The organism is Streptomyces sp. NPDC017246, from assembly GCF_044331325.1.
GTDB lineage: Bacteria > Actinomycetota > Actinomycetes > Streptomycetales > Streptomycetaceae > Streptomyces.
Genome location: NZ_JBIRMW010000026.1, coordinates 19,904 through 39,526, shown reverse-complemented (window position 1 = coordinate 39,526; position 19,623 = coordinate 19,904). Strand labels below are relative to the sequence as shown.

At 73.4% G+C, this 19,623-nt stretch carries 18 protein-coding genes; 17 read left to right on the top strand and 1 reads right to left on the bottom strand.

Annotated elements, in window-relative coordinates; genetic code table 11:
* Nucleotides 1-196 precede the first annotated feature (196 nt).
* From ACH4MY_RS36815 to hemL, 13 genes are all read left to right on the top strand, one after another.
* Nucleotides 197-1,441, top strand: a complete 1,245-nt coding sequence (locus ACH4MY_RS36815) for an MFS transporter (RefSeq protein WP_398009018.1) — start codon at nt 197-199, stop codon at nt 1,439-1,441.
* Complete coding sequence (locus ACH4MY_RS36810; protein ID WP_398009016.1) at nt 1,438-2,355, top strand: TIGR03619 family F420-dependent LLM class oxidoreductase; 918 nt, start codon at nt 1,438-1,440, stop codon at nt 2,353-2,355. The genes ACH4MY_RS36815 and ACH4MY_RS36810 overlap by 4 nt, the downstream gene beginning before the upstream one ends.
* A 31-nt stretch (nt 2,356-2,386) precedes the next feature.
* Entirely contained in the window at nt 2,387-3,322 is a 936-nt protein-coding gene (locus tag ACH4MY_RS36805; RefSeq protein ID WP_398009014.1) for a LysR family transcriptional regulator, read from the top strand.
* A gap of 268 nt (nt 3,323-3,590) precedes the next feature.
* Entirely contained in the window at nt 3,591-4,586 is a 996-nt protein-coding gene (locus ACH4MY_RS36800; RefSeq protein WP_398009012.1) for a DMT family transporter, read from the top strand.
* 164 nt (nt 4,587-4,750) lie between these two features.
* Nucleotides 4,751-5,371, top strand: a complete 621-nt coding sequence (locus tag ACH4MY_RS36795; protein ID WP_398009010.1) for a LuxR C-terminal-related transcriptional regulator — start codon at nt 4,751-4,753, stop codon at nt 5,369-5,371.
* A gap of 77 nt (nt 5,372-5,448) precedes the next feature.
* Nucleotides 5,449-5,883 (top strand): 4-oxalocrotonate tautomerase family protein, encoded by a 435-nt coding sequence (locus ACH4MY_RS36790; protein ID WP_398009008.1) that lies wholly within the window; start codon nt 5,449-5,451, stop codon nt 5,881-5,883.
* 187 nt (nt 5,884-6,070) lie between these two features.
* Nucleotides 6,071-6,868, top strand: a complete 798-nt coding sequence (locus ACH4MY_RS36785; RefSeq protein ID WP_398009006.1) for an arylmalonate decarboxylase — start codon at nt 6,071-6,073, stop codon at nt 6,866-6,868.
* Nucleotides 6,865-8,115, top strand: coding sequence for an FAD-dependent oxidoreductase (locus ACH4MY_RS36780; RefSeq protein ID WP_398009004.1), 1,251 nt, complete (start codon nt 6,865-6,867; stop codon nt 8,113-8,115). Before ACH4MY_RS36785 ends, ACH4MY_RS36780 begins: the two co-directional genes overlap by 4 nt.
* Entirely contained in the window at nt 8,084-8,884 is an 801-nt protein-coding gene (locus ACH4MY_RS36775; RefSeq protein WP_189834741.1) for an aspartate/glutamate racemase family protein, read from the top strand. Before ACH4MY_RS36780 ends, ACH4MY_RS36775 begins: the two co-directional genes overlap by 32 nt.
* 109 nt (nt 8,885-8,993) lie before the next feature.
* A complete protein-coding gene (hemB, locus tag ACH4MY_RS36770) occupies nt 8,994-10,013 on the top strand; it encodes a porphobilinogen synthase (protein WP_398009002.1) in 1,020 nt (339 codons plus the stop codon).
* A gap of 4 nt (nt 10,014-10,017) precedes the next feature.
* Nucleotides 10,018-11,472 carry a glutamyl-tRNA reductase gene (gene hemA / locus ACH4MY_RS36765; protein WP_398009000.1) on the top strand — a complete coding sequence of 485 codons (1,455 nt, stop codon included), beginning with the start codon at nt 10,018-10,020 and terminating at the stop codon, nt 11,470-11,472.
* Entirely contained in the window at nt 11,469-13,523 is a 2,055-nt protein-coding gene (locus tag ACH4MY_RS36760; protein ID WP_398008998.1) for an acetate--CoA ligase family protein, read from the top strand. The genes hemA and ACH4MY_RS36760 overlap by 4 nt, the downstream gene beginning before the upstream one ends.
* Nucleotides 13,520-14,821, top strand: a complete 1,302-nt coding sequence (gene hemL / locus ACH4MY_RS36755; RefSeq protein ID WP_398008995.1) for a glutamate-1-semialdehyde 2,1-aminomutase — start codon at nt 13,520-13,522, stop codon at nt 14,819-14,821. Before ACH4MY_RS36760 ends, hemL begins: the two co-directional genes overlap by 4 nt.
* Before the next feature lie 91 nt (nt 14,822-14,912).
* On the opposite strand, the gene ACH4MY_RS36750 is transcribed toward hemL, so the two are convergent.
* On the bottom strand, nt 14,913-15,329 hold the full coding sequence (locus tag ACH4MY_RS36750; RefSeq protein WP_398008993.1) for an organic hydroperoxide resistance protein: 417 nt from the start codon (nt 15,327-15,329) through the stop codon (nt 14,913-14,915).
* Between the two features lie 150 nt (nt 15,330-15,479).
* On the opposite strand from ACH4MY_RS36750, the gene ACH4MY_RS36745 reads away from it, so the two are divergent.
* From ACH4MY_RS36745 to ACH4MY_RS36730, 4 genes are all read left to right on the top strand, one after another.
* Nucleotides 15,480-16,562 carry a CaiB/BaiF CoA transferase family protein gene (locus ACH4MY_RS36745; protein ID WP_398008991.1) on the top strand — a complete coding sequence of 361 codons (1,083 nt, stop codon included), beginning with the start codon at nt 15,480-15,482 and terminating at the stop codon, nt 16,560-16,562.
* Between the two features lie 201 nt (nt 16,563-16,763).
* Entirely contained in the window at nt 16,764-17,393 is a 630-nt protein-coding gene (locus ACH4MY_RS36740; protein ID WP_398008990.1) for an HAD family acid phosphatase, read from the top strand.
* A 370-nt stretch (nt 17,394-17,763) separates the two neighbouring features.
* Nucleotides 17,764-18,495, top strand: a complete 732-nt coding sequence (locus ACH4MY_RS36735; RefSeq protein ID WP_398008988.1) for a LuxR family transcriptional regulator — start codon at nt 17,764-17,766, stop codon at nt 18,493-18,495.
* 119 nt (nt 18,496-18,614) lie between these two features.
* Nucleotides 18,615-19,580, top strand: a complete 966-nt coding sequence (locus ACH4MY_RS36730; protein ID WP_398008986.1) for an ATP-binding cassette domain-containing protein — start codon at nt 18,615-18,617, stop codon at nt 19,578-19,580.
* The last annotated feature ends 43 nt before the right edge of the window (nt 19,581-19,623 follow it).

The window sequence follows — 19,623 nt, the reverse complement described above, 5'->3', positions numbered from 1 at the left end:
GGTGGACTCCCTCCTGGGGTTCCTCGATCGATCCACCGTAGGCCCGTGACCGGCCGATTCCAGAGGAGCGGGGACGCGAGGCTGCGGGACTCCGAACCCTCTTCGCCCTTGTGCGCCCCGATCCGGACGCGCGGTCAGTAGCGTCCCCAGGACCGTTCCGTACGACGCGGACGGGACACAGAGAAGAGGGGGCGTGATGGGTGGCACGCGCGCGGTGGCCCTGCTCGCACTCGGCTCCTTCGCCATGGGGACCGACGCCTACGCGATGGCGGGACTGCTCCCCGGCATCGGCGCCGACCTGCACGTCTCCGTCTCCCTCGCCGGCCAGTCGGTCACCGCCTTCACCCTCTGCTACGCCCTGGCCGCGCCGCTCTTCTCCGCCGTCCTCGCCCGCTGGGGGACCCGTGCCGTCCTCGTCACCGCCCTCGTCGTCTTCGTCCTCGCCAACGCCGGGACCGCGCTGGCCGGTTCGTACGCCGGACTCCTCGGCACCCGTGCCCTCGCCGGCGCCGGAGCGGGCCTCTTCACCCCGGCGGCGGCCACCGCGGCCGTCGCGCTCGTCCCGCCCGAGCGGCGCGGCCGCGCCCTCGGCCTGGTCCTCGGCGGAATGAGCGCGGGCACCGTCCTCGGCGTACCGCTCGGGCTGCTCGTCGCCGCCCACTCCGGCTGGCGGACGGCCCTCTGGCTCGTCACCGGCCTCGGCGTCGCCGCCCTGACCGGCGTCGCCGGAGCCCTGCCCCGTGTCGAGGGAGCCGCCGCGCCCTCCCTGCGGGCCCGGCTCGGCGCCCTCGCCCGGCCCCGGGTGGCCGTCGTGGTCACCGTCACCTTCACCCAGACCGTCGCCAGCCTCGGGCTCTACACCTACCTCGAACCGGTCCTCCACCGCATCGCCGACGTCGGCAGCGCCGTGCCGTACCTCTGGGTCTGGGGCATCGGCGGAGTCTGCGGCAGCCTCCTCGCCGGAACCCTCGTCGACCGGACCGCGCAACCCGCCGTCCTCGCCGTCACCCTCCTCGGCACCCTCGGCGGCGCCCTGGCCCTGCTGCCGTGGACCGGAACCGTCCCCGGGCTCGTCCTCGCACCCCTCCTCGTCTGGGGCGCCGTCGGCTGGGCCTTCGTCGTCCCCCAGCAGCACCGGCTGCTCGCCGGGGACGGCGAGGGCGGGGCCGCCGCCGTCGGCCTCAACAGCTCCGCCACCTACCTCGGCGGCGCCGTCGGCTCCGCGCTCGGCGGCCTCGCCCTCGCCCACGGGCTCGACGCCCGCTGGCTCCCGCTCCCCGCCGCAGGGTTCGCGCTCGCGGGAGTCCTCCTCCACCTCACCGCGGTGCGCGGGCTCGCCCGGCGTGACGCCCGGGCCGGCCGCCGCACCGCGGACCACGCCAACGGGACCGGAGCCGCGGGCGCGACCGCGGCCGAGGCCCTGGAAAGGAACGCCCCATGAAGTTCGGCGTCAATCTGCCCAACTACGGGCCCGAGGCCACCCCCGACGCCCTCGCCGACTGGGCGCTGCGGGTCGAGTCGATCGGGTACCACTACGCCATGGTCTCCGACCACGTGGCGCTCACCCCGGACGTGCAGCACCTCTTCCCCGCCCCGTTCTACGACCCCTTCGCGACCCTCGCCTGGCTCGCCGGGGTCACCAGGACCGTGGGCCTCGGGACGACGGTGACGATCCTCCCGTACCGGCATCCCGTGCACACCGCCCGCGTCGCCGCCAACATCGACCGGTTCAGCAAGGGCCGGCTCGTCTTCGGCGCGGCCGCCGGCTGGGCCGCCCGCGAGTTCGCGGTCCTCGACGTCCCGTACCGCAAACGCGGAGCCATCAGCGACGAGTACCTCGCCGCCATCAAGGCCTGCTGGGCGAACGAGGTCGCCTCCTTCGACGGCGCCCACGTCTCCTTCCGCGAGGTCCACACCGGGCCGCTGCCCGTGCAGCGGCCCGGGCCGCCCGTGTGGGTCGGCGGACACAGCTACGGCGCGCTCCGCAGGGCCGTCCGCCTCGGCGACGCCTGGCACCCCACCTCCGTCTCCGGCGACTGGCTCCTCGGCGTCGGACTGCCCACGCTCCGCCAGGTCGCCGAGGAACACGAGCGGCCGGTGCCCGACGTCTGCCCCCGGATCAAACTCCGCGTCACCGCCCGGCCCCTCGGCCCCGGGCGGCTCCTCGGCGAGGGCACCCTGGCGCAGATCGCCGACGACCTCGGACTCCTCCAGGACCTGGGCGCGCGGGCCGTCGTCCTCGACCCGACCTATCCGGGCGACCGGCGCGAGGCGGGCCGCACCGCGCGGGACCTGGACGTCCTGGAGACATTGGCCAAGGAGGTCATCGACGTGGACGCCGGCTGCGTACGATGACCGGACGGCGGCGGTGGGAGGGGGTGCGGGCATGACCGACTATCCGGACCTGAGGAAGCTGCGGGTGCTGAGGGAGCTCAGCGAACGCGGCACCGTCAGCGCGGCCGCCCAGGCGCTCCACCTCACCCCGCAGGCCGTCTCGCAGCAGATCAGCGCCCTGGGACGGGAGTTGGGCGTGCCGCTCACCGAACCGTCCGGGCGCAGGCTGCGGCTCACCGGCGCGGCACGGATCGTGCTCCGGCACGCCGACGCCGTCTTCACCCAGGTCGAGCAGATGCGCGCCGAGCTCGCCGCCCACCAGAGCGGTGAGCGCGGGGAGGTGGCGGTCGCCGGCTTCTCCACCACCCTGTCGGCGCTCATCCTGCCCGCCGTCGCCCGGCTGCGGGAGACCCGGCCGCTGCTGCGGACCTCGCTCGCCGAGGTCGACCCGCCGGAGAGCTTCTCCCTGCTCCAGCGCGGGGAGACCGACGTCGTCATCTCCGCCGACACCACCCGCACCCCGGGCCCGGCCGGCGAGGACGTCCGCTCCGACGGCAGGTTCCACCGGGTCGCGCTCTGCGACGACCCCTTCGACATCGCCCTGCCGGCCGGCCACCGGCTGCTCGGCAGCGAGCGGCTGCTCCTCGGCGACCTCGCCGACGAGACCTGGATCTTCGCCACCACGGGCCTCTGTCACGACATCGGCGTCGCCGCGTGTACCGCGGCCGGGTTCACCCCGCAGGCCTCCCACGCCATCGGCGACTGGGACGCCACGCTCGCGGCGGTGCGGCTCGGCCTCGGGGTCGCGCTGGTGCCGCGGCTGGCCAAGCCGGTCCCGCGGCCCGAGGTGACGATCCGCGCGTTCAGCGAGCGGGCGCCCTCCCGTACGGTCTTCGCGGCCGTACGGGAGGGCAGCCAGACCTCCCCGGAGATCGCCGCCGTGCTGGACGCGCTCCGCACGGCGGCCAGGGCGGCCGTCGCCGGCTGACGCACGGGCCGGGGTCGGTCACCGACACCGGCACCCACCGGGTGGGCGCGGTTCCCGACGTCCGCTCTCACCGGGTGGGGCGCGGTTCCCGACGGGACCGGTTCCCGATGCGCCACGGCTCGTGGAAGGTACCGTCCACCAGACGTTGCTGGACCCGCCCGGCCGCCGCTGCGAGGCTCGTTCCCGTGCCGCGGAGAGCTCCGCCGCGTCCCCTCACTTCCTCTTCCACATCTGGCCGAGCCCTGTCTTCGGAGAGCGGGAAACACCCATGTCCAAAGCCACCTACACGCGGCTCGCCGCACTGAGCCTGATCTGGGGCTCCGTCTTCCTGTGGATCAAGATCGCCGGGTACGGGTTCTCACCCGTGCAGATGGTGCTGATCCGGCTCGCGCTCGGCGCCGTCGTCATCCTCGCCATCGGCTACGCGAAGGGGCTTCGGCTCCCCAGGGAGGCCGCCGTCTGGGGCCATCTGACCGTTGCCGCGCTGCTCGGCAACGCCGTCCCGTGGACCCTCTACGCCGAGGGGGAGATCGCCGGATCTAGCAGCGTCGCCGCCGTGGTCAACGGCAGCGCGCCGATCTGGACCCTGGCCGCCGCCCTGCTGCTGGGCCAGGAGAAGAAGGTCTCCGGATTCAAGGCCGGCGGTGTGCTGCTCGGCCTCGGCGGTACCGCGCTCATCGCCTCACCCTGGAACTCGGCCTCGGCCGGGACGGGTTGGAGCATCCTCTGCTTCGTCCTCGGCTCGATCAGCTTCGGCGCCAGCTTCGCGTACATGGGCAAGTTCCTCGTGGGCAGGGGCATTCCGCCCCTGATGCTCGCGGGCGGGCAGCTCAGCGCGGCCACCGTGCTCCTTCTGGTCGCCTTCCCGTTCCTGGGGCTCCAGAGCATCACCTGGCGCACCGACTCGGTGATCTCCGTCCTGATCCTCGGCGTGGTCTGCACCGGCTTCGCCGCGCTGCTGAACTTCGAGCTGATCATCAAGGACGGGCCGACCGTGGCGTCCACCGTCACCTATCTGATGACCGCGGTGGCCGTCGTGCTGGGCGCCGCGGTGCTGCGCGAGCCGCTCGGCTGGACCGTGTGGATCGGGGCGGTGGCGGTGCTCGCGGCCACCGGTCTGCTCCGGCGCAAGCCGCGGCCGGCGCCCGAGCCCGAACCGAAGCCCGCGGCCGAGGCCGAGGGCGAGGACGGGCCCGGACAGGAGCGCGAGCCCGAGCCGAAGCCCGGGGCCGCCTCCGTACCGAGCGCGGCGGCGGCCGAATAGCCGCCCCGCGCCGGACACCGGCACAGCAGGGCGCCACCCGGCCGTTCTCGGCGGCCGGGCATGCGCCATTCCCCCAGGAATACCGGACCGGCACCCGCAACATTGTGTTCATTAATGGGGCGGGTGGTGGGTGGTAGCGTCAGAAGTGGAAACACCCGGCCTTTATGGGGGAGTCGTACGTGGCTTTTGTGGTCGAACTCGTTTTCCGTGGCAATGAGACGGACCGGTTGAGTTTCGGAGAGGCTCACCGGACCTACTGGAAAAGGATGGCCGCCCGCGGCATCCTGCTCGGTGGCGGTCCCTGGCGGGACGGCACCGGGGAACTCCTGGTCTGTGAGGCACCGGACCGCCGCACGCTCTTACGGGTCCTGTACGCCGACCCGTACGCACAGGCCCAGGTCTTCGGCGAGTTACGGGTCCGGGAGTGGAACGCGGTCATGGGGCACGTGGTGCTCGCCGGCCTCGAGCGGTCCACCGGCGGTGCCGGGACCCACGAGCGAATACGCGGGGGCGTGACGGCCCTCGTCCCGCCGGCCGTCACCGCGCCCGCCCCGCCGGCCGTCCGTGAGGAGGCCGCCGTCCGTGAGGAACTGACCGCCCACGAACGGCGCATCGCCACGATGATGCTCGACGGACTGACCAACAAGCAGATCGCCGAGTCCTTCACGGTGTCGACCCGTGCCGTGGAACTGCACATCACCCGGATCTACCGGAAGCTCGACATCCGCCGGCGCGCCCAACTGGCCGCTGCCATCGACCGGTTCGAAGCCGCGCTGGCCTGCTGAACCCTCCGTCGCACCCGTATCCGCGGTCGCACCGCGCCCGCACCCGTATCCGTACGCACACATGTTGGGGAGTCGTCATGCCGCTGGTCGAGATCACCGTTCCCGAGGGCACCCTCTCCGAGGCCGCCGCGGAGGTCCTGCAGCAGCAGGTCGCCGACTCCGTGCTGACGGCCATGGAGCTGCCGCACACCGACTTCTTCGCCGCCGCCACCTGGGTGTACGTCCGTGAGGCCGCCAAGGGGCTCGCGACCACCGCCGCCGGCACGCCCCCGGGCGTCCTGGTCGTGGTCACCCCCCTGGAGGGCTTCCTCACCCCCGGGCGCAACGAGGCCCTCTCCGTCGAGGTGACCCGGCACGTGCGGGAGGCGACCGGTCCCGACACCGTCGTCTGGCTCGTCGTGAACGAGATCCCGGAGGGCAACTGGGCCGTGAACGGCGGGCTCACCCGCCGCGCGAAGATCGACGAATTCGTCGCCGAAGCCGCCGGGGCCGCCGCGGTCCGGGCCGACTGAATTCCGTTTCCGTATCGCGAGTGTCCCGTAATTCGGACGCCTCGGCGCCGCACCGTATTCACGGTGCGGCGCCGTTCTCGTATCCGCAACACGATCCGGCCACGGGTGCGGAATCCCGTATCGATGTGCGACCCGTTCCGGACATACGGTGATGTCAATGGCACCGACGGATGGGAGAGACTCGTTCATGGCTCTGCATTCGGCGCCGCGACTCGGTGTGGTGGTTCCCTCGGGAAACGCCGCCGCCGAACCCGAGATCGGCAGCCTCGTCAGTCCCGCATTCAATGTCCACACCTCACGATTCCCGGTACTTCCCGGAAAAGACCTGCGCGGTCGGCTGGAGAAGTACAACGACGTACTCCCCGAAGTGCTGGGGAATTTCGGCGGGCTGCGTCTCGACGCCGCCGTCGTCTCCTGCACCGGATCGCACTACCTGCTCACCCCGGACGGCGACCGGGCCCTCTGCGCGGAGCTCTCCGAGCGCGCCGGCGCCCCCGTACGGTCGGCGGCGCTCGCCATCCTCGACACCGCGCGGGCGGTGGGAGCGGACCGGCTGGTCCTCGTCTCGCCGTACGAGCCCTGGCTCACCGAACTGTCCCACGCCTACTGGGAGTCGGCCGGCCTCACGGTCGACCGGGTCGTCAAGATCCGGGCCGGTGACCGCTTCTCCCCGTACGACGTGACCACCTCGGAGCTCGTCGCACAGGTCCGGGAGGCCCAACTCCCCGAGGACGCGACGCTGCTGTTCACCGGCACCGGCATGTTCACCTTCGACGCGCTGGCCGAGCTCGGCCGGGACAGCGGTCGCGTCCTGCTCACCTCCAACCTGGCGAGCGCCTGGTGGGCCCGGGACACCCTCGGCCTCCCGGCCGACGGCCCGGACGCCCACCCGCTGCTGCGCCGGCTGGCCGAGCGCACCGGCACACCCGCCGGCCCGCGGGACGGCACCGCGGCCGCCGGTCGCGATGCCGTGGCCGTGCCGTGAGCGGCGCCACCGCCTCCCGCGGACCGGTCGCCGTCGTCGGCGCCGGGCCCGTGGGGCTGACCGCCGCGCTCGTCCTCGCCCGGACCGGAGTGCCGGTGACCCTCCTGGAGTCCCGGGGGACCCTGGCCACCGAGTCCCGGGCGTCCACCTTCCACCCGTCCACCCTCGACCTCCTCGACGAACTCGGCGTCGCCGCGGCCCTGCGCCGCCAGGGCCGCACCGTCGACCGCGTCCAGTGGCGCGACCTGGACGGCCTCGTCCACGCCGAACTGGACTACTCCGTGCTCGCCGGGCACACCGGTCACCCGTACCGGCTCCATGTCGAACAGGCCCGGCTCACCCCGCTGCTGCTCGCCGAGCTGGCCGCGACCGGGCTCGCCGACATCAGGTTCGGGGCCACCGTCACCGGGGCCGAGGACACCGGCGACGGGGTCCGGCTGCGCACCGAGGACGCGGCGGGGCGGGCCACCGTCACCCGCCACCCGTACGTCCTGGCGGCCGACGGCAGCCGCAGCCGGCTGCGCGAGCTCGCCGGACTCCCCGGAACGGCCGAGGAGTACCCCGACTACGCGCTCCGCGTGGTCACCCGGACGCCGCTCGACGAGCTGGTCCCCGGGCTCGCCGCCCTGGCGTACGTCCGTGACGCGCGGGCCTCGTTCAGCGCACTCGGCATGCCCGACCACTGGCGGCTGATCTTCCGCATCCCGCGGGGGACCGACCGCGACGCCGTGCTCGCCCCCGACGCCGTACGGGCCAGGGTCGAGCAGGCCCTGCCGGGCGCCGCGGGGCGGGCCGTACGGATCGCCGACGCCCACACCTACCGGCTGGCGCGGTTCCTGCTGCCCCGCTACCGGGCGGGCCGGGTGCTGTTCGCCGGGGACGCGGCCCATCTCACCTCCACCGCCGGCGGTCTGAACATGAACTGCGGGCTGCACGACGCCGTGGAGACGGGCCGGGCCCTCGCCGCCGTCCTGCGGGGCGACGCCCCGGGCGAGGCGGCGCTCGACGCCGCCCTCGAACGGCGCCGCTCCGTCGTGGAGACGGCCGTCATCCCGCGCAGCGAGGCCCGCACGGCCGGACTGGACAGCGCGGCCGAACTCCCCGCCCGGCTCGCCTCCTTGAGGCGTACCGCCGAAGACCCCCGCTCGGCCGCCGACTACCTGTTCAAGGCATCACTTCTCGACGTCGCACCACGACCACTGAAAGGTGAGGCACATGCGGATCTGGTTTCACAAGCACACCGTTGAGGGACGTCTGCCGCTGCTCGACGAGTGGTATCGCACGCACCTGGACGCGATCGCCGCACCCGGTACCACCGTCGACATCAAGACCCTGCCGGCCGACACGTACCCCGACGCCACGCCCTTCGGGCTCGTCGGGCACCACTCGGCCCAGGTGCTCTTCAGCCGCCACTTCTCCGAGTCCGCGCTCGTCGCCGAACGCGAGGGCTACGACGCCTGGGTGATCGCCGCGGGCCAGGACCCCGGCCTCCGCGACGCCCGCCACCTCGCCTCCATCCCGACCCTCGGGTACGGCGAGACCGCCTTCTTCCTGTCGGCGCTCACCGGGCAGCGCTTCGGTGTCCTCGGCTTCATGCCGCCGCTCGAGGAGCCCATCCGGGCCAACATCCGGCAGTACCGCCTGGAGTCCTCGCTCAGCTCCTACGAGGTCGTCCCCGGCGGCTGGGACTCCGTACACCGCTCCCTCGAAGGGGACTTCGACCAGTTCGTCGAGGTGTACTCGGCCGCCGCCGAGCGGGCCGCCCGCGCCGGGGCCGAGGTCATCATCCCCGCCGAGGGCATCCCCAACGAGATCCTCTGGCACCTCGGCATCCACGAGCTGCACGGCCTGCCCGTGATCGACCCGGCCGGGCTCGCCGTCAAGCTCGCCGAGACCCTCGTCCAGCTCGGTGAGCTGAAGCTCTTCCAGCGCAGCGGGCACGGCTACTGGTTCAGCCGCCCCGAGGAGCCCGTCGCCAAGCACCTGGAGCAGGTGTTCCTCGGCGAGGCCCTCTAGGAGATGCCGTGTCCGCCGCCCTGCGCGCCCTCGCCGTCCCGCACCCGCACCCGCACCCGCACGTGCACCCGCGCCCGCACGCCGCCACGCCCTCGAAGGAGTCACGCTCATGACGTACGACGCCTACGGCCGCAACACCGCGGCCACCGACCCCGCCGCCCCTTACTACCGCCCCCGCCGGCTGCGCCGCACCCCCGCGCTGCGCCGCTTCGCCGCCGAGACCCGCGTCGGCCCCGCCAACCTCGTCCAGCCCCTCTTCCTCCGCGAGGGCCTCACCGAGGCACGTGAGATCCCCTCCATGCCGGGCGTCTACCAGCACACCCGCGACACCCTCCGCAAGGCCGCCGCCGAGGCGGTCGCCAACGGCGTCGGCGGACTCATCCTCTTCGGCATCCCCGAGCACAAGGACCCCACCGGCACCGGCGCCGTCGACCCCGACGGCATCCTCCAGGTCGCCCTGCGCGACGTCGTCGCCGAGGTCGGCGACTCCACCGTGATCATCGGGGACATCAACCTCGACGAGTACACCGACCACGGCCACACCGGAGTCCTCGACGCCCACGGAGACGTCGACAACGACGCCAGCATCGAGCTGTACGCCCGGGCGGCCGTCGTCCAGGCCGACGCGGGCGCCCAGATCGTCGCCCCCAGCGGCATGATGGACGGCCAGGTGCGCCGTATCCGCGAGGCCCTCGACCGGGCCGGCCACCAGAACGTCGCCATCCTCGGCTACTCCGCCAAGTACGCCTCGCACTTCTACGGCCCCTTCCGCGACGCCGTCGAGTCCACCCTCCGCGGCGACCGCAAGGGCTACCAGCAGTTCCCCGGAAACATCCGCGAATCCCTCCTCGAAGTCTCCCTGGACGTCGCCGAGGGCGCCGACCTGGTGATGGTGAAGCCCGCCCTCGCCTACCTCGACATCGTCCGGCTCATCGCCGACCACGTGCAGGTGCCCGTCTCCGCCTACCAGGTCTCCGGCGAGTACTCGATGGTCGAGGCGGCCGCCGCCAAGGGCTGGATCGACCGCGACCAGGTCGTCCGCGAGAGCCTCGCCTCCATCCACCGCGCGGGTGCCACCCAGATCATCACCTACTGGGCCTCCGAGTTCGCCCAGACGCTGGACCGGTGACCCGGTGAGCCCGTCCTCCACCATGCTGGTCCTCGGCATCAGCCATGCCAGCGCCCCGCTCGACCTCCTGGAGAGACTCGCCGGCACCGACCGGCCGGCCGAGGACCTCGTCTCCGACGTGACCTCCGTCGACGGCATCGACGCCGCCGTCGTCGTCTCCACCTGCAACCGCCTGGAGATCTACGCCGAGACCAGGGCCGGCGCCACCGGACCCGGCGGTCCGGGCGAACTCACCGGTCTCGGGCAGCTGTTCGCCCAGCACACCGGCGTCGACCACGAGGAGATCGCCCCGCACCTCTACAGCCACCACGCCGACGGAGCCGTACGCCACCTCTTCGCCGTGGCCTCCGGACTCGAATCGGTCGTCGTCGGCGAGGACCAGATCCTCGGCCAGGTGAAACTGGGCCTCGAACGCTCCCAGCGGCTCGACCGCACCGGCCGGGTCCTCGCCAAGGCCGTGCAGACCGCCCTGCGGGTCGGCAAGCGGGCCCGCAACGAGACCGGACTCAACGAGGCGGGCCGCTCGCTCGCCACCGCCGGACTCGGCTTCTTCGAGTGCCGGGTCGGCTCCCTGCACGGCAAGACCGCCCTGGTCATCGGCGCCGGCGCCTTCGCCGGGGTCGTCGTGGCCGCGCTGCGCCGCTCCGGCCTCGACCGGGTGCACGTCGCCAACCGCACTCCCGAGAAGGCGCAGCGGCTCGCGGAGACCACCGGGGGAGTGGGGTACGACCTGACGGACGTGCCCCGGCTGCTCACCGAGGTGGACGTGGTGGTCGGCGCCACCGCCGCCACCGGCCACCTCGTCACCGCCGGGCAGGTCGAGGAGGCGCTGGCCGCCCGGGACGGCCGCGAACTGTTCCTGCTCGACCTCTCGCTGCCGCACAACATCGCGCCCGGCGCGGCGGAGCTGCCCGGCGTCACCTTCGTCGACCTGCGCAGGATCGCGGAGGAGGGCCAGGAGGACGAGATCTCGGCGGCCAGTGTCCAGGCCGCGCACGAACTGATCGACGCGGAGGTCGAGCAGTTCCGCACCGGGCTCCGCCTCGCCGGGGCCAAGCCCGTCCTCACCGCCCTGCGGACCGCCGCGACCGAGGCGGCCGAGGCCGAACTCGACCGTCTCGCACGCCGGTTGGAGGGCATCGACGGCACCGTACGGCGGGAGATCGACCGCAGCGTACGGCGCATCGTCGACAAGGCCCTGCACCAGCCCACCGTCCTGGTGCGGGAGCTGGCGGCCGACCCGGACGGCGCCCGGCACATCGCCGCCTTCACCCGCCTCTTCGCGGCGGCGGAGGCCGAATCCGCCGACGGCGCGGACGGGAACGCCGGCGCGGACGGCACCCCCGGCACCACCGCCGACGACCCGAACAGGCACGACCCGAACAGGCACGACCCGAACAGGCACGACCCGAACGAGAAGAACGTGACGAACGAGACGAAGATCGAGGCCATCGCATGAGTGACATCTCGGCTCTCTGGGAAGCCGGATCCATCGCCGTCATCGGCGCCAGCGAGCGCCCCGGCGCCCTGGGCCGCAAGCCGCTCGACTACCTGCTCCGCTACGGCTACAAGGGCCGCATCCTGCCGGTCAACCCGCGCTCCCCGGAGATCCTCGGCGTTCCCGCCTACCCCAGCGTGAAGGACGCCCCCGGCCCCGTCGACCTGGCGCTGATCATGGTCTCCGCCGAGCGGGTCCCCGGCGCCGTCGACGACTGCGTCGCCGCCGGCGTCAAGCTCGCCGTGATCGCCTCCTCCGGCTTCGCCGAGACCGGCGAGGAGGGCGCCCGCCTCCAGGCCGAGGTCGTCGCGAAGGCCCGCGCCGGAGGCCTGCGGATCATCGGACCCAACTGCATCGGCGCCGTCGCCTACGAGAACCGCGTCCTCGCCACCTTCAGCCCCCTCTTCGGCGCCGAGTCCGTGCCCTTCGAACCCGGCACCCTCGCCTTCGTCAGCCAGAGCGGCGCCCTCGGCTTCGGCGCCGCCAGCCTCGCCCTGGAGCGGGGACTGCGCCCCGGCTGGGTGGTCAGCACCGGCAACGACGCCGACGTCACCGCCCTCGAAGTCCTCCGCGAACTCGCCGCCGTCCCCGAGGTCACCGGCCTCCTCGGCTACCTGGAGGACACCCCGGACATCGGGACCCTCCGCGAGCTGGCCGGCTCCGGCAAGCCCGTCGCCCTGCTCAAGTCGGGCCGTACCGAGGCGGGCGGCCGGGCCGCCGCCTCGCACACCGGCGCCCTCGCCACCGACGACCGCGTCCTGGACGCCGCCCTGCGCGGCCTCGGCATCGTCCGGGTCGACGACATCGACGAACTCCTCGACGTGGCGCGGGTCTTCGAGTCCGAGCGGCGCCCCGTCGGCAACCGCGTCGCGGTGGTCACCACCTCCGGCGGCTCCGGCATCCTCGCCGCCGACGCCGTCGAGGCCCACGGCCTGGAACTCAGCGCCCTGGAACCGCGCAGCAAGGAGGCGCTCGCCGAGATCGTCCCGGCCTTCGGGGCCATCGACAACCCCGTCGACATCACGGCCACCGTCCTCAGCGACCCCTCGCTCTTCGACCGCTCCCTCGACGTCCTCATCGCCGACGAGACCGTCGACATCATCGTCGCCGCCTTCTGCGTGATGGCGGGACCGGACGTCGAGAAAGCCGTCAACGCCCTCTCCCGGGCCGCAGTGAAGGGCGGCAAGCCCATCCTCGTCGCCCGGACCGGCGCCGACTTCCTCGCCCCCGACGCCCCGCGCGACCTGCGCGAGGCCGGACTCCCCGAGTACCCGACACCGGCCCGCGCCCTGCGCGCGGCCGCCGCCCTGTGGGAGGTCAGCAGGCCCCGGACGCTGCCGGACGCCCCCCGCCCCGGGACCGTGCCCGGACCCGGCGCCGGGGCGACCGAGCCCGAGCTCAAGCGGCTCCTCGCCGAGGCGGGGATCACCGTGCCCAAGGGCCGGATCGCCGAGGACGCCGAGGACGCGGCGCGGGCCGTGGCCGAGGTCGGCGGTACGGCGGTGCTCAAGGCCGTCGTACCGGGCCTGCTCCACAAGACGGAGGCCGGCGGCGTGGAGATCGGCGTCACCGCCGGCACCGCGCCCGAGGCGTACGCCCGGCTCGCCGCGCTCGGCGGGCAGGTGCTCGTCGAGGAACTGGTCGCGGAGGGCGTCGAGCTGATCGTCGGCGTCCACACCACCGACCTGGGCCCCGTGCTCACCGCCGGACTCGGCGGGATCTTCACCGAGGTCCTGGACGACGTCGGCCACCGGCTCCTGCCGCTCGCCCCCGGCGAGGGGGCCGAACTCCTCGCCGGACTGCGCGGCGCGAAGATACTCGCGGGGACGCGGGGCCGCCCCGCCGCCGACGTGACGGCCGCCGCCGAACTCCTCCACAAGGTCGCCGAACTGGTCCAGGACTGGCCCGCCGGTTTCGAGCTGGACCTCAACCCGGTCCGCGTGCTGGAGCGGGGCGCCGTCGTCCTCGACGCCGCCCTCGGCTTCGAGACCCCCGAGGAGGCCGGCCGATGAGCGGCGGAGGCAGCGCCAGCAAGGCCCTCTTCGAGCGGGCCCGCCGGGTCACCCCCGGCGGCGTCAACTCCCCGGTCCGCGCCTTCGGCGCCGTCGGCGGCACCCCGCCCTTCATGGCCTCGGCCCAGGGCCCCTATCTCACCGACAGCGACGGCAACGAATACGTCGACCTGATCTGCTCCTGGGGCCCGATGATCCTCGGCCACCGCCACCCGGCCGTCGTCGAGGCCGTCACCGGGGCCCTGGAGCACGGCACCTCCTTCGGGGCGCCGTCCACCGGAGAGGTCGAACTCGCCGAGGAGATCGTCGGCCGGGTCGCCCCCGTCGAACAGGTCCGCCTCGTCAGCTCCGGCACCGAGGCGACGATGTCGGCGATCCGGCTGGCACGCGGCTTCACCGGGCGCAGCAAGATCGTGAAGTTCGCCGGCTGCTACCACGGCCACGTGGACGCGCTGCTCGCCTCGGCCGGCTCCGGCCTCGCCACCTTCGCCCTGCCCGACACCCCGGGCGTCACCGGCGCCCAGGCGAGCGACACCATCGTCCTGCCGTACAACGACCTGGCCTCGGTCGAGAAGGTCTTCGCGGAGATCGGCCACGAGATCGCCGCCGTCATCACGGAGGCCGCCCCCGGCAACATGGGCGCCGTCCCGCCGCTGCCCGGCTTCAACGCCGGCCTCAAGGAGATCACCGCCCGCCACGGCGCGCTCTTCGTCTCCGACGAGGTGATGACCGGCTTCCGGGCCAGCCGCTCCGGCTGGTACGGCCGGGACGGCGTCGCCCCCGACCTGCTGACCTTCGGCAAGGTCATGGGCGGAGGCTTCCCCGCGGCGGCCTTCGGCGGACGCGCCGACGTCATGGCGCACCTCGCCCCCGCCGGACCCGTCTACCAGGCGGGCACCCTCTCGGGGAACCCGGTCGCCACGGCCGCCGGACTCGCCACCCTCCGGCACAGCACCCCGGAGGTGTACGAGCGGCTCGACGAGGTCTCGGCCACCCTCGGCCGAGAGGTCTCGGCCGCGCTCACCAAGGAGGGCGTGGCCCACCGGGTCCAGTACTCCGGCACCATGTTCTCGGTCTTCTTCACCGAGGACGAGGTCGTCGACTTCGACGGGGTCCGCGCCACCGAGTCGTACCGCTACACCCCCTTCTTCCACGAACTGCTGCGCCGCGGGGTCTATCTGCCGCCCTCGCCCTTCGAGGCCTGGTTCGTCTCGGCCTCGCACGACGACCGGGCGGTCGGCCGGGTGGTCGAGGCGCTGCCGGCCGCGGCGGCCGCCGCCGCCGCGGCGACACCCTGACCCGGGGCCCCCGGGGCCGTACCCAAGGGAAAAGCAGGAAAGCCCCCGTGGCAGGACCACGGGGGCTTTCCGCTGTCGATTTCCGCAAGCACTAGGCGGCGAGATTCACCCGCACCTCCACATTCCCGCGGATCGCCTTCGAGTACGGGCAGCGCCCGTGCGCCGCGTCGGCGAGCCGTTGCGCCTCCGCGTCGTCGAGTCCGGGAAGTCCGACGGTGAGGACGACCGACAGACGGAATCCGCTGTCCTCCTTGTGCAGGGCCACCTCGGCGACGACCGTGTCGTCCGCGAGCGCGGTCCCGGACTCACGGGCGGAGAGCCGGAGCGCGCTGTGGAAGCAGGCGGCGTAGCCGGCGGCGAAGAGCTGCTCGGGGTTGGTGGCGGTGCCGGACCCTCCCACGGCCTTGGGGCTCGACAGCGGAAGGTCGAGCAGCCCGTCGGAGGAACGCACGGCGCCGTTGCGCCCGTCTCCGGTGGAGGTGACCTCGGCGGTGTAGACGACGGCCATTCGTCATGCCTTTCGGAATAGGGAAAGGGGAATTCCCCCAGTCTCGGCCGCCGCCCCATTCCGGGCGCTACGGATCTCCGCAGTCCCTTCCGCCGACGTGCGCAATAGCGTGGAACGCGTCACAGACCCTCGGAATCAAAGGAGTTGGCCATGGCCGGACCGCTGACCGGAGTGCGTGTACTGGAATTCGCGGGCTCGGCGCCCACCGCCTTCGTTGGCACCGTCCTGTCCGGTCTCGGCGCCGATGTCGTACGGATCGACCGGACGCCCGGCAGGGCCCCCGGCCCCGACGACCCGCGCCCGGCGGAGAACCCCCTCTCCCGGGGCCGCCGTTCGGTCGCCCTGGACCTCAAGAGCCCCGACGGCGTCGAGCAGGCCCTCACGCTCGCCGAGCAGGCCGACATCCTGGTCGAGGGCTTCCGCCCCGGCGTCGCCGACCGCCTCGGCTTCGGCCCCGAGACCGCCCTCGCCCGCAACCCGCGCCTGGTGTACGGACGGGTCAGCGGCTGGGGCCAGCAGGGCGAATGGGCCGGCCGCGCCGCCCACGACCTGGCGGTCCTCGCCCTCACCGGCGCCCTCGACACCGACCCGGCCACCGGCGACCCGGTGCCGCCGCCGACCGCGTACCTCTCCAGCTTCGCCGGCGGTGCCCACACCCATGTCCACGGGCTGCTCGCCGCGCTCCACGAGCGGGAGCGCTCGGGCCGGGGCCAGGTCGTCGACACCGCCCTCACCGACGGCGCCGCCCTGATCTCCACCCTGATCCACCAGTGGCGCGAGGTCCCCGGCAACCACACCGTCACCGACGCCCCGCACTACGCGCTCTACCGGACCGCCGACGGCCGCCACCTCGCGGTCGCCGCCATCGAGGCCCGGCTCTACCAGAACCTCCTGGAGCAGCTCGGCCTCGCCGGCGACGGCGCCCTGCCCGACCGCGCCGACCCGGCCGCCTGGCCCGCGCTGCGCGAGCTGATCGCCGGCCGGTTCGCGAGCCGGGACCGCGACCACTGGGTGAAGCTCTTCGACGGTGTGGACGCCGGGGTGGCCCCGGTCCTCACCGCCGCCGAGGCCGACGAACACCACCAACTCGTCGCCCGTGAAGCTTTTGTGACGGTCGGTGACACCCGCCAGCCCGCCCCGCCCTCCCGCTTCGACCGCACCCCCGCCGACGCCCCCGGCCGCGCACCGCTCCCCGGCGAGCACACCGAGGAGGTCCTCGCCGAGTGGCGGTGACGGCGGCCCCGTCCGCTGGCAACTAGCTGTCAGCGGACGCGAATCCGGAGCGTAACCGGACACGCACCCGCGCCATCTCGGCCTTTGGGACGACGCACCGTCACCGCTTGTGGTCACGGGCGTCGCCCCGCCCTCCGCTCCCGTCCTAGCGTCCTGCCGTGACCACGGCCGCCCGGCCGTGGCCCGAGACACGGAGGAAGCATGACTGCGGCAACACGGAAGACGCGCCTGGGCACCGTTCTGGCGGCGGCCGCGCTGACGGTGCTCGGTGCGACCGGTACGGCGGTCGCCCAGGTCCCGGCGGGCACCGAGCAGCACACGGTGGGCGCGACCGCGGCCGCCGGCGTCGACTACGCCACCTGGGACGCCGACGTCCGCGCCGTCGTCGGCGAGGCCCGCCCCCACATCGAGAGCCGCATAGCCCAGGGCGGTCAGAAGCAGGCGATCGTCCTGGACATCGACAACACGTCCCTGGAGACGCACTTCCACCCGTTCCCGCCGACCCCGGCCGTCGCGCCCGTCCTGGACCTCGCGCGCTACGCCCACGACCGCGGTGTCGCCGTCTTCTTCGTCACCGCCCGGCCCGGGATCATCGAGCTCGTCACCAAGTCGAACCTCACCCACGCCGGCTACCCGGTGACCGGCCTCTACCAGCGGTCTCTCTCCGACCTGTTCGGCGGCACCGGCGAGTACAAGGCGGCGAAGCGGGCCGACATCGAGGCCCAGGGCTACGCGATCATCGCGAACATCGGGAACAACGCCACGGACTTCGAGGGCGGCCACTCCGAGCGCGACGTCAAGCTGCCGAACTACGACGGCCAGCTCTCCTGAGACCGGTGCCGGCGCGGGCGTCGTCCCCCCGCGCCCCGCGCCGGCCCCTCCTCGCCACCCTTCCGCTCCGTCGGCACCCCCGCTCCGTCGGCACCCCCGCTCCGTCGGGAGACCCGCTCCGTGGGGACACGGCCTCCACTCCCCGCCGCGCCAGTCGTTTGCTCCGTCCTGCAACTGTTTGACCCGCCCGGAAAGCCACTCCTACCGTGGTCGTCGTTGCGGATGAACTCAAACATCAGGGGGAGTTGTGCCGAGTATTTCTGTCAATGATCCGAAGGCTGTCATTCCCGCACCCAGGGGAATCGGCGGAAACCCGATACCCGGCGGTGACGTCACCGGCCGCGGAATGTCCGACGGCGAGATAGAACGCATGCTCCTCGAGGCCCGCCGCCTCGTCGAGACCGCCGTCGACCGGCACCGCACCGAAGGCCGGCTGCTGACCGCCCTCGAACCCGACGAGGGCACCGAGACCGCCGAGCGCGTGGTCGGCTCCGCCGCCCGCTCCCTCGCCGTCGCGCTCTCCGGCCACCACGACGAGGAGACCGCACGGCTCGTCGCCGCCCTCGGCCGGGCCGCCGCCCGCGGCGTCGACGTCAGGCTGCTCGCCCGGATCAGCATCCTCGAGAACCGCCTCCTCCTGGAGCGTCTCGACAAGTACGCGCCCGGGGTCGACGTCCGGCTCGTCGGCGCACCCCTCCAGGACACCGTCCTCTCGGACGGCCTGGTCAGCGTCGTGTGGTCGCGCACCAACGGGCCGGTCCGCGAGGCCGTCCTGATGCGCTCCCCGGCCGTCCTGCGCAATCTGCGCACCCTCTTCACGGCCTCCTGGAACGGCAGCGCGCCGCTCGCCGACCACCGCCGGCTGAGCGACCGCACCCGCAGCGACGTCGCCCGCCGCATCCTGCTCGCCCTCAGCTCCGGACGGACCGACGAGGTCGCCGCCCGGGAGCTCGGCATGTCCGTGCGCACCTACCGCAGGAACGTCGCCGAGATCACCCGCGAGCTCGGCGCGAACTCACGCTTCCAGGCGGGCGCCCGCGCCGTCGAACTCGGACTGCTGCCGCCCGTGACGGCGGAACGCCCGGCCCGCGCCGCGGGCTGAATCCGCGGCCCCATGGCAGCTTGCTGTAACCCTCCTTGCCGCGCAGAGGCCGGGGAATGTAGGAATTCGGAGGCATCTCCATTCCGTATCCAACCGCTCTCTGCGAGGAATGACATCCGGTGAACAGCGTGATGATCGAAGCGATGGAAATCAGCCGGTCCTTTGGCAGCACGCAGGCGCTCGGCGGAGTCAGCTTCCGCATAGGAAAAGGGGAGGTGCTCTGTCTCCTCGGGCACAACGGCGCGGGAAAGAGCACCCTGGTGAGCATTCTCGCGACCGCCCTGCCCCCCACCTCGGGCACCGCCCGCGTCGCCGGGCACGACGTGGTGCGCGAGGCCCGCGAGGTGCGCCGGCGCATCGGCCTCACCGGCCAGTTCGCCGCCGTCGACGAGAGCCTCAACGGCCGGGACAACCTGATCCTCGTCGCCCGGCTCCTGGGCGCCAACCGCGCCGAGGCCCGCCGCCGCGCCGACGAACTCCTCGACGCGTTCAGCCTCACCGCCGCCGCCGGCCGCCCCGCCGGCACGTACTCCGGCGGCATGCGCCGCCGTCTCGACCTCGCCAGCAGCTTCGTCGGCGACCCCCAGGTGCTCTTCCTCGACGAACCCACCACCGGACTCGACCCGGTGAGCCGCGGCGCCCTCTGGGACCTCGTCCGCGCCCGGGTCGCCGAGGGCACCACGGTCCTGCTCACCACGCAGTACCTGGAGGAGGCCGAACAGCTCGCCGACCGGGTCATCGTGCTCGGGCAGGGCCGGACCATCGCCGACGGGACCGTGACCGAACTCAAGGCACGGCTCGGCGGCAGCAGCGTCCGCGCCCAGCTCGCCGACCCCGGACACCTGGCCGCCGCCACCGAGGCACTGCGCCGGGCCGGTCTCGACTCCCGTACGGGAGAACCCGACGGCACGGTCCTCGTACCCGTACGGGCCTCCGCCGCCCTCGCCGAGGTCGTCCGAGCCCTCGACGAGGCGGGCGTCGGCATCACGGAGATCTCCCTCAGCGAGCCGACCCTCGACGACGTGTACCTCGCCCTGGCCGAACACACCACGGCCCCCCTGCCCGGCGTCCCCGTCCTCTCCTGACGCCGCCACGGCCGGGAGGCCGTCGCCCCATGAACCTCTGGAT

Coding starts and splice junctions, on each gene's coding strand:
- ACH4MY_RS36800 (WP_398009012.1), top strand. CDS start 3,591: ATGTCCAAAGCCACCTACACGCGGCTCGCCGCACTGAGCCTGATCTGG.
- ACH4MY_RS36795 (WP_398009010.1), top strand. CDS start 4,751: ATGGGGGAGTCGTACGTGGCTTTTGTGGTCGAACTCGTTTTCCGTGGC.
- ACH4MY_RS36745 (WP_398008991.1), top strand. CDS start 15,480: ATGGCCGGACCGCTGACCGGAGTGCGTGTACTGGAATTCGCGGGCTCG.
- ACH4MY_RS36760 (WP_398008998.1), top strand. CDS start 11,469: ATGAGTGACATCTCGGCTCTCTGGGAAGCCGGATCCATCGCCGTCATC.
- ACH4MY_RS36735 (WP_398008988.1), top strand. CDS start 17,764: ATGCTCCTCGAGGCCCGCCGCCTCGTCGAGACCGCCGTCGACCGGCAC.
- hemB (WP_398009002.1), top strand. CDS start 8,994: ATGACGTACGACGCCTACGGCCGCAACACCGCGGCCACCGACCCCGCC.
- ACH4MY_RS36810 (WP_398009016.1), top strand. CDS start 1,438: ATGAAGTTCGGCGTCAATCTGCCCAACTACGGGCCCGAGGCCACCCCC.
- ACH4MY_RS36815 (WP_398009018.1), top strand. CDS start 197: ATGGGTGGCACGCGCGCGGTGGCCCTGCTCGCACTCGGCTCCTTCGCC.
- ACH4MY_RS36790 (WP_398009008.1), top strand. CDS start 5,449: ATGCCGCTGGTCGAGATCACCGTTCCCGAGGGCACCCTCTCCGAGGCC.
- ACH4MY_RS36750 (WP_398008993.1), bottom strand. CDS start 15,329: ATGGCCGTCGTCTACACCGCCGAGGTCACCTCCACCGGAGACGGGCGC.
- ACH4MY_RS36805 (WP_398009014.1), top strand. CDS start 2,387: ATGACCGACTATCCGGACCTGAGGAAGCTGCGGGTGCTGAGGGAGCTC.
- ACH4MY_RS36785 (WP_398009006.1), top strand. CDS start 6,071: ATGGCTCTGCATTCGGCGCCGCGACTCGGTGTGGTGGTTCCCTCGGGA.
- hemL (WP_398008995.1), top strand. CDS start 13,520: ATGAGCGGCGGAGGCAGCGCCAGCAAGGCCCTCTTCGAGCGGGCCCGC.
- ACH4MY_RS36775 (WP_189834741.1), top strand. CDS start 8,084: ATGCGGATCTGGTTTCACAAGCACACCGTTGAGGGACGTCTGCCGCTG.
- ACH4MY_RS36740 (WP_398008990.1), top strand. CDS start 16,764: ATGACTGCGGCAACACGGAAGACGCGCCTGGGCACCGTTCTGGCGGCG.